A 15,462-nucleotide genomic window follows, 5' to 3' on the forward strand; every position below is an offset into this window, starting at 1 on the left:
CCGCACGGCGCCGGCGCGTACCGGAGCGCGAGGCGGCTCGTTGCCGGCGCCGGGCGGCCGGGGCGCCTGATCCGGCGAGGGCGGGTACTCGGGCGGCGGCGGATCGACGGGCGGGAGGCGCTCATGGCGGACGCGGTGGTGATCGGCGCGGGCCCCAATGGACTGGTCGCGGCCAATCTGCTGGCCGACGCCGGATGGAGTGTGGAGGTTCTGGAGGAGCAGCCGGAGCCCGGGGGCGCCGTCCGGCACGACCGGGGCGTCCACCCCGACTACGTGAGCGATCTCTTCAGCTCCTTCTATCCGCTGGCCGCCGCCTCCCCGCTGCTCACGGGGCTGGACCTGGGCCGCGACGGACTGCGCTGGAGCCACGCCCCGCGCGTACTGGCGCACCCGCTGACGGACGGCCGGTGCGCGGTGCTGGGCCGGGGCCTGGACGACACCGCCGCCTCGCTGGAGGCGTTCGCCCCCGGGGACGGCGCGGCCTGGCGGGAGCTGTACGAGGTCTGGGAGCGGCTGCGCCCGGCGCTGCTGGACGCGCTGTTCACACCGTTTCCCCCGGTCCGGGCCGCCGCCCGGCTGGCGGTCCGGCTGCGCGGCACCGGCGGGCTGCGGCTGGCTCGGGCCCTGGCGCTCCCGGTGCGGCGGCTGGGCGAGGAGGAGTTCCGGGGCGCGGGCGGCCGGCTGCTGCTGGCCGGCAACGCCCTGCACGCCGACCTCGCCCCGGAGGCGGCGGGCAGCGGCGGCTACGGCTGGCTGATGTCCATGCTGGGCCAGAGCTACGGCTTCCCGGTGCCGGAGGGCGGCGCGGGCGCCCTGATCGCCGCACTGGTCCGCCGGCTCGCGCGCGGGGGCGGGACCGTCCGCTGCGGGGAACGGGTGGACCGGGTCGTCGTCCGTGGCGGCCGGGCGGTGGGGGTGCGCACGGCGGGCGGCGACACGGTCCCGGCCCGCCGGGCGGTGCTGGCGGACGTCTCGGCGCCCGCGCTGTTCGGGGAGCTGGTGGACGCGGCCGAGCTGCCCGGCCAACTGCTGGCGGACCTGCGGCGGTTCGAGTGGGACTTCGCCACCTTCAAGGTCGACTGGGCGCTGAACGGCCCGGTGCCCTGGACCTGCCCGGCGGCCGGGGCGGCGGGCACGGTCCACCTGGCCGACGGGGTGGACGAGCTGACCCGCTTCGCCGCCCAGATCGCCATGGGCCAGGTCCCGGACCGGCCGTTCGCCCTGTTCGGTCAGATGACGACCGCGGACCCGTCCCGGTCGCCGCGCGGCACCGAGTCGGCCTGGGCCTACACCCATGTGCCGCACCTGGTCACCGGCGACGCCGGGGACGAGGGGCTGACCGGCGCCTGGGGGCCGGGGGAGCGGGAGCGGATGGCCGACCGGGTGGAGCGCCAGGTGGAGCGGTTCGCCCCCGGGTTCCGGTCGCGGATCCGGGCCCGCCGGGTGCTGGCCCCGCCCACCCTCCAGGCGCTCGACGCCAATCTGTACGGCGGCGCCATCAACGGCGGCACCACCGCCCTGCACCAGCAGCTCTTCTTCCGGCCGCTGCCGGGGACGGGCCGTCCGGAGACCCCCGTACGGGGCCTCTTCCTGGCGTCCGCCAGCGCCCACCCGGGCGGCGGTGTGCACGGCGCCCCCGGCGCCAACGCGGCCCGCGCCGCGCTCCGGGCGCACACCCGGCCGGGACTGAGCGCGGCGCAGCGGCTGCTGGCGCGGCGGGACCGGAAGGGCGACCTCGGGAGCTGACCGGTGCCCGGTCCGTACCGGCCACCCGTTCGACCGGCCCCGGAGTCCGGTGGCCGGGGCCGCACCGGCCGCCGGTCCGTCCGATCGGCACCCGGCACCCGGCAGCCGCGCATGGGGCGGGAGCGAGGGGTACCCGGCAGCGGGGACCACCGCCACGGAACGAGGGCCGACCATGGCCAGACCGCCGTACTCCGTCCACACCCGGCACACCGGCCGCACCGGGCCCGCCGCTCCGCTCCGGGGCCGCACGGCGGTGGTGACCGGGGCGGCCCGGGGCATCGGCGCCGAGCTGGCGCGCCGGCTGGCCGACCGGGGAGCGCGGGTGGCGCTCGTCGGGCTGGAGCCGGAGGCGCTGGACCGGGTGGCGGCCGGGCTCCCGGCGGGCCGGGGCCGGGCCTACGAGGCGGACGTCACCGACGACGCGGCCCTGGCCCGGGCGGCCGACCGGGTGCGGCGGGAGCTCGGGCCGCCCGCGCTGGTCGTGGCCAACGCGGGCATGGCCGCCGCGGAGCCGCTGGGCCGGAGCGATCCGGCGGTGTGGCGCCGGGTCGTCGAGGTGAATGTCGTCGGCAGCGCCGTCACGGCCCGGACCTTTCTGCCCGATCTGCTGGCCACCCGGGGCTACTTCCTCCAGCTGGCCTCCACGGCGGCCTGGTCACCCGCCCCGCTGCTCAGCGCGTACTGCGCGTCCAAGGCGGCCGTGGAGTCGCTCGCCCGCACCCTGCGGACGGAGGTGGCGGGGCGGGGCGTCGGGGTGGGCGTCGCCTATCTGGGGTGGACCGGAACGGAGCTGATCACCGACCCGGACGACGGCGGGGCGCTGCGGGCTCTGCGCGACCGGATGCCCGGCCCGGCGGGCGCCGTCCAGCCCCTGGCGCCCGCCGTCGAACGCCTGGTCCGGGGGATCGAACGCCGCTCCCGCACCATCTGCTCCCCGCCCTGGCTGCTGGCCGCGCGGGCCGCCCGCCCGGTCCTGCCGCTCCTGGTGGAACTCCGCGCCCGCCGGACCCTGCGCGAGCTGGAACGCGCCGGCTCCCGCGCCCTCGCGCCCACCGGTCCGCTCGGTCCCGGCGGCGCGGCGGCCACCGGGGCCGGCAGCGGGCCCGGGAGCTGAGATCGCCCGGCCGGCACGGGGCCTGGGGGGCCGGTACGGGACCCGAGGAGTCCGGGGCCGCCGGCCGGCACCGGTCCTGGGGTTCCGGGGGCCGCCGGCCGGCTCCGGGCCGGAGCCCTCGGGGCCGGCCGGTGCGGACGGCTACTTGCCGAGCGCCTTGGCCAGCTCGTCCTTGGTCATCTGGGAACGGCCCTCGATATTGCGCTGCCTGGCCTCGTTGTAGAGCTGGTCACGGGTGGGACCCTTCGGACCCGTCCGGTTTCCCGAGCGCTGGCCGCCGCGCTCCGGCGCCGACTTCGGGTCCTGGAGGGAGCTCCGGCTCGCCGTGCGGGACTCTCCGGCGCGGGCCCGCTCCTTGTTGACCGTACGGGCGGCGATCTCCTTCGCCCGGTCCTCGCTCTCCCCTCGTGCCTTGCTGCTCTCCTTGATCTTCTCGTACTGACGTTCACGCTTCGGACTCGATCCGGCAGGCATGACCACTCCTTCGTTCGTCGACCGACGCCGTGACCTGCGGGTGTCCAGCCGGGCGGGGTTCACACCCGTACCGCGCCCCGGCCACCCGGCGGTCCGGCGGCCCGGGCGGTCATCCGGCCGGCGGTTTCCTTTCCGGCCACCGCCGGGGGGCGGCGACCGCCGGCCGGGTGGAGTATGGACCGACGGCGACCTGCGGGAGGACGGCGGTGGAGACGGTGGTGGAAACGGTGATCGAGTCGGTGCACCGGGATCTGGTGTCCCGGGGGGCCGTGGCGCTCCGGCCGGACGAGGTGTCGGCCTGCGCGGGGATCGCGCCGGGGGAGTGGACGCGGTTCGCCGGGCACTGGGAGGACCTGGCGGTGGATCCGTACGCCGCGGAGCACGGCACCCGCCGGCTGCGCCGTTACGGGGCCTTTCTGCTGACCGCCGGGGGGCGGCTGACGCCCCGGCCGTACGAGGCCTTCGTGCAGCCGGACGCCAGCAATCCGATGTACGTCGACGTCGACCGGCACTTCGAGCCGCTGACCGCGTCCTTCGCGGCCGATCCGGTGCTGGCGGCCCTGGCCGGACTGCTGGTGCGGGCCGCCGGCTGCCTGGAGGAGCGGGACGAGTGGCTGTTCAAGGTGCACCCGTTCCGGGTGACGGCCCACGCCGGCCAGGACGGCCGGCCCACGCCCGAGGGACGGCACCGGGACGGCGTCACGCTGGTCTCGTCGCTGCTGATCGGCCGGGAGAACGCCACGGGCGGGCAGAGCAGTGTGTACGGCGCGGACGGCGAGCGGGTCCTGCGTACGACGCTCGCCGAGCCGGGCAGCCTGCTGCTGGGGGACGACCGGCGCACCCTGCACGAGGTGACGCCCGTGCGCCCGGTCGACGAGGCCCGGCCCGCCCGGCGGGACGTCCTGGTCATGACGCTGCTGTCCCCCTGAGACGGCGGCCCGGCCTCCGCCGTCCGGGGATCAGCGGGCTCCCGGCTCCCCGGCACAGGTCTCGGCGACCAGGCTCTCGACCAGCCTGCCCAGGTGCGGGTCGGCGGCCATCCGGGCGCGCTGGCGGTCCGCGCCGGTGCCCCGCCGGTCGAGCCGGCTCAGGAACGCCATGGCCTCGTCCTCGTCGCCCTGGGCGCGCAGGGCGGGGCGCACCAGGGCGAGGAGGCGGCGGGCCTGGACGCCGGACGGCAGCACCTCTCCGGTCACCGCGTCGACGCCGGACCCGGACCAGCCGTCGCGCCCGGCGCGCCAGTACGCCGCGCGCAGCAGCTCGACGGGCGGGCGGGGGCCCGGGTCGCCGTCCGCGACCCGGTCGGCGGCGGTGAGGACCAGCGCCCTGATCAGCGCCGTCAGCGCCACCGTGTCGTCCAGGTCCGCCGGGACGTCCATGGTGCGGATCTCCACGGTGGGCAGACGGGGGTTGGGGCGTACGTCCCAGAACGGCATCCCGGGCTCCAGCATCGCCTCGGTGGCCGCGATGGCGGAGGCCAGCTCCTCCCACTCCGCGAGCGACCGGGCGTAGGGCGGCGGGCCGAGGCACGGGAAGCGACCGCGGATCACCGATCGCCAGCTCGCGTATCCGGTGTCCTGGCCCCGGTGGTAGGGCGAGTTGGCGCTCATGGCGATGAACAGGGGCAGCCACGGCCGCAGATGATTGCCGACCAGAACGGCGGTCTCCCGGTCGGGCAGATGCACATGGGTGTGCGCGGCGCAGATGGCGAAGTCGTCCAGCATGCTCCGGTACTGCCGGGCGCCGTCCCGGTAACGGGGGTGGTCGCCGAGTTCCGCGCGGCCGGCCGGGCCGTCGAGGACCGGGGTCCCCGAGGCGCACAGCCGCAGCCCTTCGGCCCGGGCCGCCGCCGCCAGGCCGGCGCGGACGCGGCGCAGATCCGTCCGCAGCTCGTCCATGGTCGAACAGGGCGCCGTTCTGCCCTCGACCTGGCCCTGGCTGAACTCGCCGGCGACCTGGTCCCCGAGCAGGCCCGAGGCGCGGGCCACCACCCGGTCGCCCGCCGCCGTCATGCCGTGGGTGTCCGGGTGAACCAGGAAGTATTCCTCTTCCACGCCGACCGTGGGGTGTCGCGGTTGCCGAGTCTCCATACGGCCAAGGATGGCCGGTGCGGCGCCCTCGCTTCCCGAGGCTGCTTCCCGGGCCGCGTGTCGGGCGCGTCCGGGGCACCGCGCCGGACCGGACGCGCCCGACACGCGGGTGCGGATCCGCTCGGCGCGGGCGGCGGTGACGCGGCGTCGGACGGCGCCTGGCGCTGGGAGCGTCCGGGTGGCCGCCGGCCGACACGAGGTCCCGGAGTTCCTTCCGCAGGGCCTCGTAGTCCTTCCGCGTCTGTTCGGCCGCGGCCGTGGTCCGGTCGCCGTCCCCCGGCGCGGTGCCGGGGACGGCCCGGGCCGCCGTGGGAAGTGCCAGGGCGAGAACGGCGGCGACCGCGGTGCCGGCGAGCGTGCGCGGGGGCGACATGGTGGACTTTCCGGACGGGTGGAGACCGGAAGGGGGCGTGGCCGGTGCCGGCACGGACGCCCTCCCGCACCACCATGACGCCGGGCTTCCCCGGATGCCACTCGAACGGCGCAGTGGGACGGCCCCGGCCGGTGTGCGGGCCGGGCCCATCGGGTCACCGGGTCAGGACACGAGCCGGATCACCTCTCCCGGGCGGCTGCCGCTCGTCGCCTCCAGATGCGGGTTGACGGCGCCCGGCTCCTGCCTCTCCTGCCACCGCCAGGTGACGCCTCCGACGCTGACATCGAGCGGCAGCTCCCGGCCGGACCCGTCGGCCCGGGAGAGCGCGTCCGAGACCCGGCCCGCGTTGACGCAGGCGGTCCTGCCGTCCCGGGTGGTGACGGCCATCAGGGCCAGGTCGTTGTGACCGTTTCCGCAGTGGACCGTACGGGCCGGTGCCTGGGGAACCGACGCACCGGCGGTGGCGGGGCAGAGGGCCCAGGAGCCGCCCAGGACGAGCGCGGCGGTCAGTGGAACGGTGAGAGAGCGCATGATGTTCTTCTCCGCTAAGGGGATCCGGGCGCCACTGGCCCACCCCGCGCCCTGCCACCAATTCTCGCATCCGGCACGCCGGTTCACATCTGGCCGGGGCCGCCGGGTCCCGCACGGCCCGGTCCCGGCGGGTCCCGTACGGCCCGGTCCCGGGCGAGGCCGGGGGCGCCGGCGGCCGGGAGCGGGCGGGGTGGTGTGCCCGCCGCCGGGGCCGTACGGGCTAGGGTCTTTCGTTTGGATCAGGCTGGATGAGTGAGCGGCGTCTGGTGCCATGGGGCATCCCCAGGCCCTCAGGGCCGAGGGGAGGCATCGCAAGGCGGAGGATGGGGGCACCTCCCGGCCGAAGGCTGGGGGAGAGTCCCTGCGGAGCAGCGGCGACCGACGACAACTCCCCCGGACGAAGTCTGGGGGAGTGCGGTGCCCTGGGGGCACCTCCCAGCGAAGCTGGGGGAGCGTCGGGAGCCCAGCAAGATCCGAACGACAGGCCCCTACCGCTCGCCGAAGGCCAGCCCCTGCCCGGTGAGGTCCACCCGGATGCCGTCGGGCCGGACCGAGACGTCGCGGAGGCGGACACTGCCGGAGGCGCCGCCCGGGAGGCCGGGCAGCCGGAAGGCGAGGGAGAGCCGGTCCGCGAGTTCCGGGCGGGTCAGCCGGGAGAGGCCCTGGAGGAGGGCCGGGTCGATGCCCAGGACCGAGAGCAGTTCCGGGTGGGCCGTCGCCACGTCCACGAGGTTCATCCCCATCAACCGGTGGACGAAGCGCGGCGATCCGGTCATCCGGCTCAGTTCGGTGTCGTCCCGCAGGGCCCGCTTCACCGCCGACTGCGGCACCCCCACCCGCTCGACGATCGCCGGTACCGCGAGCAGTTGCCTGGCCTTGGCGGCCTCGGCGGTGATCCGGTCGATGGAGGCCGGGGTGAGGTGCAGCCCCTCGGAGGGGCGGGTGCCGGGCCGGTAGGTGGCGAGATCCCCGATGTCCAGGCGCATACCGCCGATCTCGGTGGCGATGCCGGTGGTGCCGAGCCGCCGGATCGAGGCGTCGGCCCGTACCCGCAGATCCTGCCCCGCGACCGGCAGGGTGCCGCGGGCCAGCACCCGGTCATTCCCCAGTCGGCTGAATGTCACCTGGGAGGCGCCCAGTTCGCGGTTCATGTCGGCGAAGGAGAGCAGTACCCGGCCGTGCAGATCGGCCACCCGGAGGCCGGTGAATCCGGTGAGGCCCTGCCCGTCGATCCTGACGTCCCGCGCCCGGGCGGTGACTTGGGCCAGGGTGACCCGGCTCGCGCCCACATCGGGGACCGTCACCGTGACGTCGTCCAGCCGGCGCCGGGCCAGTTGGGTCAGGAAGGGAAACCCGCCGATGGACACCTCGGGCGCGGCGGTCAGCCGCAGCTGGTCCTTGAGCGCGCCGGCCGCCCGGTGTTCGGCGTAGAGCACCGCCCAGCGGTCCCCGAGCCCGAGGAAGGCGGCGAGCACCAGCAGCGCCACCACCGCCTTGGCGGCGCGGGAGCCGGGCAGCCGCCGGCGTCGGCGACGCTGCCGGCGGCCGCCGCGGCGGTGGTTGGGGGGCTCCCAGGGCTCGTCCACGACGGGGATCGGCCGGGTGCCGCCTTCGTCCGGTGCCTCCTTGAGCAGGTCGTCGCAGGGGTACGGGTCGTCGGCCAGGGCGCCCAGCTCGTCGTAGGGGTTCCGGTACCGGGGGCGCCCTTCGCCGGACGCGGGAGCGGGAGTGGCACGGGGAGCGGGAGTGGTGGGGCGGTCGGGAGCGATGCGGCGGTCCGGGGCGGGAGCGGTGCGGCGGCCGGGCCCGGACGGGGCGGCCGGCCGCGGTGGTTCACGATCGGGACGCGTGCCTATGCGGTGGGGGGAGCGCATCGGCTCATCCCACCACGGGGCGCGCCCCCGGCGGCAAGTCCTACGCGCGGTAGCCGGTCGAATGAGGCGCGTGTCACGCTCCGGCGGGCGGTGCGCCGCCGGTCTCCCGCCGTTCGGCCGGACGGTGGCCGGCGAGGACCGCGTCGACCAGCGGTCCGGCCGCGCCGGTGTAGCCGGCCGGGTCCAGCAGTCCGGCGAGGTCTCCGGCGGGCGGCTCGCCGGCCTGCCCGGCCGCGAGCGTCTCGGCCAGCGGCCGCCCCGACCGGTGTGCCTCGGCGGAGGCCCGGTCGAGCAGCGCCCGGGCAGCGCGTTTGCCGATCCGGGGGGCCAGCACGGCCACGATCCGCTCCGACACCACCTGGCCGCCCGTCAGTTCGAGATTGGCCCGCATCCGGTCCGGGTCGGCCCGCAGGCCCTCGGCCAGTTCCACCGCCGTGTGGGTGGCGCCGCCGGCGAGCCGCAGACACTCGCGCAGCAACTGCCACTCGGCGTGCCACACCCCGGCCGACCGCTCGTCCTCGGCTACCAGGCACTGGGTCAACCCGGCGCCCAGTACCGGGACTTGCAGCGCGGCGCTGCGCAACAGGGTCGAGAGGACCGGGTTGCGCTTGTGCGGCATCGCGGAGGAGGCGCCGCGCCCGCTCGGCCCCGGCTCGGCCACCTCCGCCACCTCGGTGCGGGCCAGCGACTGCACATCGACGGCGATCTTCCCCAACGCGCCGGTCACCAGGGCGAGTACGGAGGCCAGATCGGCGACCGGGGTGCGCAGCGCGTGCCAGGGCAGCGGCGGGACCGCGAGCCCGGTCTCCGCGGCGTACGCGTCCAGGAGCCGCCGCACCAGCTCGGCCCGGCCGCCGGCGGTCGCCGGGACGGCACCGGCCACGGAGGCGTACTCCAGATAGCCGGCCAGGGTGCCGGCGGCGCCGCCCAGGGCGAACGGCAGCCCGCCGGCCAGCAGCCGGTCGATCCGGTCCCGCGCCCCGGTGACCAGGGTCAGCCAGCCGGCGGCCTTCAGCCCGAAGGTGGTCGGCACGGCGTGCAGCGCCAGGGTGCGGCCGGCCATCACGGTGTCCCGGTGCCCGGCGGCCAGCTCCGCGAGGGCGGTGGTGACCCGGTCCAGGTCCGCCCGCATCAGGGTGAGCGCCCGGCGGGCCACCAGCATCGCCCCGGTGTCGAACACGTCCTGGCTGGTCGACCCCCGGTGGACCTGGTCCGCCGCCGCCGGATCGGTCGCGGCCACCGCCTCGGTCAGCGCGGCCACCAGGCCCACCACGGGGTTGGCCGTCTCCCGCGCGCCCCGGGCCACGGCCACCAGATCGATCCGGTCGGCCCGTGCCGCCGCCGTGATGGCCCGCGCGGCGGCCGGGGGCAGCACCCCGATCCTGGCCTGCGCCCGGGCCAGTGCCGCCTCGGCGTCCAGCATCGCCTGGAGCCAGGCGGCGTCGGAGACCGCCGCCTCGACCGGGGTGCCGGCCCGTACCGGGGAGAGCAGTCCGGCGTCGGGCGCGGGCGGTGGCGTGCCCGTCATGCCGTCACCTCCGTGAGCCGGCCGCCGGGCGCGGTGTCACGGTCCGGTACGGGCTCGCGGCCCGGTGCCGGAGACGGTGCCGGGGATGCGGACGGTTCCGGTACCGGTGTCGGCTCCGTTGCCGTTGCCGTTGCCGTTGCCGTTGCCGTTGCCGGGGGAGGGGGCGCCGGGGTGAGGTCCAGCACGGCCCGGGCGATGGCGTCCGAGTCCCCGAGCGTGACCGAGTTGACGCCCGGCCGGGTGCCGGCCGCGGTCACCCAGTGCACCGACTCGGTGGGCACCCCGAAGGCGAAGATCCGCGGGTGGGCGCGTCCCCCGGCGTCGACCAGGTGGTACGGCCGCCGGGTGACCTCAAGGCCACCAGTCTCGTACGCGCCACCGGTCGCGGTGGGGATGCGGAAGGCGCGGCACCGTCCGGTGCTCAGCAGCCGGCGCAGCAGCGGCGCGGCGGTGCGGCGCAGATCCGTGTCGGGCAGCCGGGCCTCGATCATCACCGGGGCGCGGAACACCGCCCCCGGTACGGCGTCCGACTCCGCGACGAAGGCGGGCTCCTCCCGGTCCAGCCGGACCCGGAGGCCGGGGCCCACCACATCGAGCAGCCCGGCCTCCATCAGCGCGACGAGTTCCTCGATGCGGGAGACCGGGGGGCCGATCGACAGAAAGGCGTTCAGCCCGGTGTACCAGCCGTCGAGTTCGTCGCGGTGGGAGTCGCCGTCCAGACCGGCGTGGTCGACGACCAGCCGGATCTCGTTGCGCAGATCGCGCAGCACGTCCAGCGCCGCCTTGTACGGGTCGCCCCGGTTGCCGCCCCTGGCCCGCTCGATGTCCCGTCGGAGATAGCCCAGCAGCCAGTCGCGGAAGTCGGCGTGATCGGTGAACCGCCGCCCGGCCCAGGGGCGTTCGAACTCCGACCAGTCCCAGAGGTCGGCCTCCGCGATGCCGAAGCGGCCCGGCACCGCGGCCCGCGCCCGTTCGTCCGGCGCCGTCAGATACGCCTCCACCAGCAGCCCGGCGTCCCGCTCCCGGCCCCGCCCGGTGAGCAGCGTCTCGTAGTAGACGCTCTCCACCTCCCGGGCGATCAGGGGCCAGAGCACGGTGGAGAAGCCGGGCGGGTCGCCCTTCTCGCGCAGCGCGGCCAGCTCGCCGAGGACGGCCGGGGTCAGCACCCGGGGCAGGTGGCGGCCGTGGGCGCCCTTCTGGTTCTCGCCCCGGGCGTGGTACGGAATGCCGCGCCGGGAGCCGGCGACGAGCCGGGGCTCACGGCCCGACGGCCGGTACACCAGCCGCCCGTCCCGGCGTTCGAAGACCCCGCCCCGGCCGGTGGTCAGCAGCGCCATGTGGTCGAAGAAGTTCAGCCCCAGGCCCCGGAGCAGGACCGGCCGGCCCGGGGCGACCGAGGACAGGTCCACATCGGCGGGATTGGCGGGCGGCAGGTGGCCGAGGCCCAGGGCGGCGGCCGTCCGGCCGGGCTCGGCCTCCGGACGGGAGGGGAGATGGCCGAGCGCGAGCACGACCGTGTCGAGCCCGGTCAGCCGGGAGCCGTCGGCCAGCGCCACCGACAGCGTGCCCGCCGCCCCGGGCGCCCGGGGCCCGTCCGCTGCCCCGAACCCGTCCGGCACTCCGGTGCCGCCCGGCGCCCCGGTCCCCTCCGGCGCCCCGAACCCGTCCGGCGCGAGGGCGCCGCCCGGCGTCCCGGTCCCGTCCGGCGCGACGGTCCGGTCCGGCCACCCGGTCTCGTCCAGCGCGACGGCGGCGGCGCGGTGGACGGTCACGGTGAGGTGCGCGGGCGCGGCCGTGACGACCCGGCGGAAGGCGTCCTCCAGATAACTGCCGTACAGCGCCCGGGTGGGATAGTCGTCGGGGCCGAGGGCGCCGGCCTCGGCCAGGGTGGCGTCGTCGTATCCGCCGAGCACCCGGTCCAGCTCGCTCAGCCGGACCAGCCCCCGCGCCCACTCATGGAGGCTGGGTCCGGGCTCGATGGGGCCGTCGATCTCCACCGAGGCGTCGGTGTAGACGGTGACCTGGGAGGCGACGGTGTTCATCAGCAGCTCGCGCGGCTGGTCGGTGCGCCAGACGCTGCCCGCGCCGGGCCGGGCGGGGTCCACCACATGGACCGTGACCGCCGGATGCGAGGCCGCGTGGCGTTCATGGGCACAGAGCCGCTCCAGCACGGACAGTCCGCGCGGACCGGCACCGACGATGCAGACGGTGAGCGGGCTTCTGCTCACAGAGTTCTCCTCCGGGGCTGGCGGCCGGCCCGGCAGGGCCGATGGCCGTGAACTGGCCGTGGACTGGTCATGGACTGGTCATGGACTCCGGGCGGCTGCCCGGCGCGCGGGTGCCCGAACCGGGCGGGCGGCGCGCGGAGACGGCCGCGTTCACCGTCACCGCTCCGACCGGGCGGCCACCCGGCCGGAGCGGAGCGTGGTGGCCGGTGCGCGCCGGCCGGTGGCGCACGGTGCGTTCGGCGCCGGAACTCCGCCGCTGGTTCGGCCGGCGCGGCCCGCGCGAACGGCGCCACGGGCCGGGTGTGTCCGGTCGGTGCGACGGGCGCGGGAACGGACGGGACGGCGGGCCGCCGGGGTGCCGGACGGCCGGGTAAGACGGACGCAGCCTGGCAAACGCCGCTCAAGAAACTGTCGGGAAACGACCGGAGCCCAGAGCAGCCGGGTGGTTCGCGTGGCCGGCCGGCAAGCCGAAGCGGACCCGGAGAGGAATGGGGAGCCAGGAATGGGCTATCCGCGTGTACAAGGACGCGACTGCTGTCACCTTCGCGGGGAAGCGGGAAAGTAGCCGCCGACCCCGCCGTGTGCAACCGAGGAATTCCGTCGGTTGCACACCCGTTCTGTCCCGCCGCTCGCCGGGCCGGCCGTACGGGCGTCGACAACTGGTCACTCCGGCTGGATTTCCATCTGGTTACGAAGTGAATTCGATACGTATGTTGTCAGGGATGGAGTCATTCATTCGAGGGGTTGTCCGTGCCGGCGGCCGCTCAGTCCGAGGGGGAATCCATGCGCGTGGCCATGTATCAGGTCGACCGGATACCGGAAGAGACTCCTCCGGCGGAGGCGCCGGTTCCGGCCGGGATGCGCTGTGAACTGCTGGGTCCCCTGCGCATCGGCACCGGTGACGGGGACGACACCGTCGGTGTCGCGCCGAAGATCCGCACCGTGCTCGCCATGCTGTGCGTCCACCCCGACCAAGTGGTACCGGTCCCGGCGCTGATGCGGGAGCTGTGGTCGGAGCGGCCTCCGGCGAGCGGCCTGCGCACCCTCCAGACCTATGTGCTGAACGCCCGCAAGCTGCTCTCCCAGGTCACCGGGGATTCGCCCGTCGATGTCGCCCGGGACGTCCTGGTCACCCGGGCCGGTGGCTACTGCCTGCGGAGTGCGGGCATCCGGCTGGACTGGCTGGAGTTCCGGCGGCTGACCGAGCGCGGTACCGCCGCGGTCCGGGCCGGCGACTCGCTCGGCGGCATCCGGTTGCTGGAGGAGGCGCTGGGGCTGTGGCGGGGCGATGTCCTCGCCGATGTGCCGACCGGTCCCGTGCTGGAGTCCCGGCGCCTGCTGCTGGAGGAATCCCGCCTCGACGCCGTCGAGGCGCTGGTCGAGGCCAAGATAGCGGCGGGTCTCCACAAGGAGGTCATCGCCGACCTCGCCTCCCTCACCAGTGAGCACGCATTCCATGAGGGGCTGCACGCCCAGTATATGCGCGCACTCGCCCTCAATGGGCGCCGGGCTCGCGCCCTTGAGGTTTTCGGTGGTCTGCGGGCCCGGTTGGTGGAGGAAATAGGGATCGAGCCCGGCTATCCGCTCCAGCGGCTTCAGCTGACCATTCTGAATTCTCATACGGCGGAATACGCCCCGATTTCTGTGGAGTGAAGAGCCGGAATGGCGGCCGGGCCGGCGCGTGCCGGTGACTCCCGGCCCGGACCGGGCGCGGAGCCACCGTCCCGACCCCGGCCTCCGACCGGGCGCCCCGGGGCGGCGGCGCCGGGCCGGGGTACCCGGCGCCGCCCGGCCGGTCCGGTACGGCCCGGGAAATGCCCCGGGCCTTCCGTCCGGTCGGCCGGACACGGCCCCGGGGGGAACGGCCGGTGCTCCGCGCCCCGCCCCGCCGTCAGGTGCTCACTCGGCGAGGGGAAATTCTCCGCAGGGTGCTTCCCGGCGCGGGGCGGGAGCCGCCGTCCCCTCTTTGAGCCGGGTCGCCAGATTGTGCCAGGCGTCCGCGTACGACTCCGCCACGGCCGACACCGCGTCCACCCGGTCGCTCGGCACCGAGTCCGCGATACGGCTCCACTGCCCGGCGTCGAAGGGATGAGCCTCCAGCAGCCGCAGCAGCAGCCGGCCCGCGGCGGTGACCCGGAGCTCGGGATCCTGGAACAGCGCCTGGTAGGCCGCCGTACCGGTTTCCGCCGCAGCGGCGCCGGCACCCCCGGGCGGCTCCCGCCGACCCCGTTTCGCGACGGTCCGCGTGTCACCGGCCAGCGGGCTCTCGCCCCGGGCCAGCCGCCTGCGCACATCGCGCACGGTCCCGGGGGAGATGCCCGCCCGCGCCGCGATGTCGCGGAGTGACGCCTCCGGGTTCTCCGCGATGAGCCGGCCGGCCAGCTCGCGCCCCTCGGCGCTGCTGACAGGCCGTTTCCGGCCATCCCTGCCCAGGGTGAAGGAACGTTTCCCGGCGGGCTCGGCCAGCGTGTGCCGCAGCCCGCCCACCGTCTTCGCGGAGAGCCGGGTGACCGAGGCGATGGCCCGGTCGGACCAGTGCGGATGGGAGCGGAGGATGCGGGCCGCCGCCGTCCGCCGCTCGGCCGGCGACAGCGGCGCGCCGTAGCGGTTGTTGGCCTCCACCGCGAAGACGAACGCGTCCTCCGGCGGGCCGTCGAGAAAGCGCACCCGGACCTCCGGCTGTCCGCGGCGCAGGGCGGCCCGCAGCCGGCGCGTCCCGTCCACGACGCGCATCGACGGCCGGTGCACCACGAGTGGTGGGAGCGGATCGTCCGGCGCGGGATACGGGGGCCCGTCCCGCTCCGCGCCGCCGTCGTCGTGGCGCGGGGAGTCGGCGGGCCCGAGCTCGGCCGTGGCCACCGTGGTGATCTCGGAGAGCCCGCTCCACCTGTGCTCCGGGGTGCCGAAACCGCCCGGCAACGCCGCATGACCGTCGAAGAGACACATCGCCGCTCCTCCTCCGTGAGACCCGCTCTGCCACTGCGTCTGCCTGGGGACGCTACCCAGCGCCGTCCCCCTTCGTGCCGGTCGCCACCCGGGCGCGTTCCGGCCGCCGACCGGACGCGTCCTGGCCGCCGACCGGTCGCCGCCCGGGCGGCCCGGCACCCGCTCCGGTCCGCCCGGGCGCCCTTGTGCCCCAGATCCCGGGGTCGCCGTGCCGCTCGCCGCCGTACCGCCGTGTTTCCGGTGCCGCCGTACCGCCGTACCGCCGTACCGCCGTGCCGCCGAACTGCCGCACTGGTGTCGCCGTGCCGGTCGTTCCGGTGTCGCCGTGCCGGGCCCGGCCGCCGGGAGGCTCGGTCCCGGCACGGCCGCCGGCCGGTTCGCTCGCCGGGGTGGGGGATCGCCGCCCGGACGACGGTGAGCGGCGGGCACGGTGCCCCGCCTGGCTCTGAGCCCGGTCCCCGGCCGCCGCCGCCCCGCCGCCCCCCCGCCCCCCTCGGCATCCCCCCCCGCCGCCGCCCCCCCCCCCCCCTCCCCCCCCCCCTCGCCGCCGTCCACCCC

10 protein-coding genes and 1 pseudogene are annotated in these 15,462 nt (G+C 76.3%); 4 read left to right on the forward strand and 7 right to left on the reverse strand.

Annotation, left to right across the window (positions count from 1 at the left end; translation table 11 throughout):
• Window positions 1-123 precede the first annotated feature (123 nt).
• Complete coding sequence (locus tag NX801_RS20790) at window positions 124-1,746, forward strand: phytoene desaturase family protein (RefSeq protein ID WP_258789310.1); 1,623 nt, start codon at window positions 124-126, stop codon at window positions 1,744-1,746.
• A gap of 172 nt (window positions 1,747-1,918) precedes the next feature.
• Complete coding sequence (locus tag NX801_RS20795; RefSeq protein ID WP_258789311.1) at window positions 1,919-2,860, forward strand: short-chain dehydrogenase/reductase; 942 nt, start codon at window positions 1,919-1,921, stop codon at window positions 2,858-2,860.
• A 141-nt stretch (window positions 2,861-3,001) separates the two neighbouring features.
• Here NX801_RS20795 and NX801_RS20800 read toward each other — a convergent pair whose 3' ends face one another.
• Window positions 3,002-3,334: a plasmid stabilization protein gene (locus NX801_RS20800; RefSeq protein WP_258789312.1), complete on the reverse strand. Its 333-nt coding sequence runs from the start codon at window positions 3,332-3,334 to the stop codon at window positions 3,002-3,004.
• Window positions 3,335-3,540: 206 nt separating this feature from the next.
• On the opposite strand from NX801_RS20800, the gene NX801_RS20805 reads away from it, so the two are divergent.
• Window positions 3,541-4,263 (forward strand): 2OG-Fe dioxygenase family protein, encoded by a 723-nt coding sequence (locus NX801_RS20805; RefSeq protein ID WP_258789313.1) that lies wholly within the window; start codon window positions 3,541-3,543, stop codon window positions 4,261-4,263.
• A gap of 30 nt (window positions 4,264-4,293) precedes the next feature.
• Here the strand turns inward: NX801_RS20805 and NX801_RS20810 are convergent, their stop codons facing one another.
• From NX801_RS20810 to NX801_RS20830, 5 genes and pseudogenes are all read right to left on the reverse strand, one after another.
• Window positions 4,294-5,388 carry a carboxylate-amine ligase gene (locus NX801_RS20810; RefSeq protein ID WP_258789314.1) on the reverse strand — a complete coding sequence of 365 codons (1,095 nt, stop codon included), beginning with the start codon at window positions 5,386-5,388 and terminating at the stop codon, window positions 4,294-4,296.
• Window positions 5,389-5,959: 571 nt separating this feature from the next.
• The gene (locus NX801_RS20815; protein WP_258789315.1) at window positions 5,960-6,328 is read right to left on the reverse strand and encodes a hypothetical protein; all 369 of its coding nucleotides are present in this window, start codon (window positions 6,326-6,328) and stop codon (window positions 5,960-5,962) included.
• Between the two features lie 488 nt (window positions 6,329-6,816).
• Window positions 6,817-8,202 carry a DUF2993 domain-containing protein gene (locus tag NX801_RS20820; protein WP_258789316.1) on the reverse strand — a complete coding sequence of 462 codons (1,386 nt, stop codon included), beginning with the start codon at window positions 8,200-8,202 and terminating at the stop codon, window positions 6,817-6,819.
• Window positions 8,203-8,275: 73 nt separating this feature from the next.
• Window positions 8,276-9,712: pseudogene (locus NX801_RS20825) on the reverse strand (nitrosuccinate lyase); the annotation flags it as partial.
• 14 nt (window positions 9,713-9,726) lie between these two features.
• Window positions 9,727-11,958, reverse strand: coding sequence for an FAD/NAD(P)-binding protein (locus NX801_RS20830; RefSeq protein WP_258789317.1), 2,232 nt, complete (start codon window positions 11,956-11,958; stop codon window positions 9,727-9,729).
• A gap of 783 nt (window positions 11,959-12,741) precedes the next feature.
• Here NX801_RS20830 and NX801_RS20835 point away from each other — a divergent pair.
• Window positions 12,742-13,611 (forward strand): AfsR/SARP family transcriptional regulator, encoded by an 870-nt coding sequence (locus NX801_RS20835; protein WP_258789318.1) that lies wholly within the window; start codon window positions 12,742-12,744, stop codon window positions 13,609-13,611.
• Between the two features lie 246 nt (window positions 13,612-13,857).
• Here NX801_RS20835 and NX801_RS20840 read toward each other — a convergent pair whose 3' ends face one another.
• Window positions 13,858-14,904, reverse strand: coding sequence for a winged helix-turn-helix transcriptional regulator (locus tag NX801_RS20840; protein WP_258789319.1), 1,047 nt, complete (start codon window positions 14,902-14,904; stop codon window positions 13,858-13,860).
• Window positions 14,905-15,462: the final 558 nt, after the last annotated feature.

It is taken from the genome of Streptomyces pyxinae (assembly GCF_024756275.1).
GTDB lineage: Bacteria > Actinomycetota > Actinomycetes > Streptomycetales > Streptomycetaceae > Streptomyces > Streptomyces pyxinae.

Bases quoted from the DNA above. Each gene is read 5' to 3' on its own strand.
- NX801_RS20800 (WP_258789312.1), bottom strand. From the start codon at position 3,334: ATGCCTGCCGGATCGAGTCCGAAGCGTGAACGTCAGTACGAGAAGATC.
- NX801_RS20840 (WP_258789319.1), bottom strand. From the start codon at position 14,904: ATGTGTCTCTTCGACGGTCATGCGGCGTTGCCGGGCGGTTTCGGCACC.
- NX801_RS20820 (WP_258789316.1), bottom strand. From the start codon at position 8,202: ATGCGCTCCCCCCACCGCATAGGCACGCGTCCCGATCGTGAACCACCG.
- NX801_RS20795 (WP_258789311.1), top strand. From the start codon at position 1,919: ATGGCCAGACCGCCGTACTCCGTCCACACCCGGCACACCGGCCGCACC.
- NX801_RS20835 (WP_258789318.1), top strand. From the start codon at position 12,742: ATGCGCGTGGCCATGTATCAGGTCGACCGGATACCGGAAGAGACTCCT.
- NX801_RS20815 (WP_258789315.1), bottom strand. From the start codon at position 6,328: ATGCGCTCTCTCACCGTTCCACTGACCGCCGCGCTCGTCCTGGGCGGC.
- NX801_RS20790 (WP_258789310.1), top strand. From the start codon at position 124: ATGGCGGACGCGGTGGTGATCGGCGCGGGCCCCAATGGACTGGTCGCG.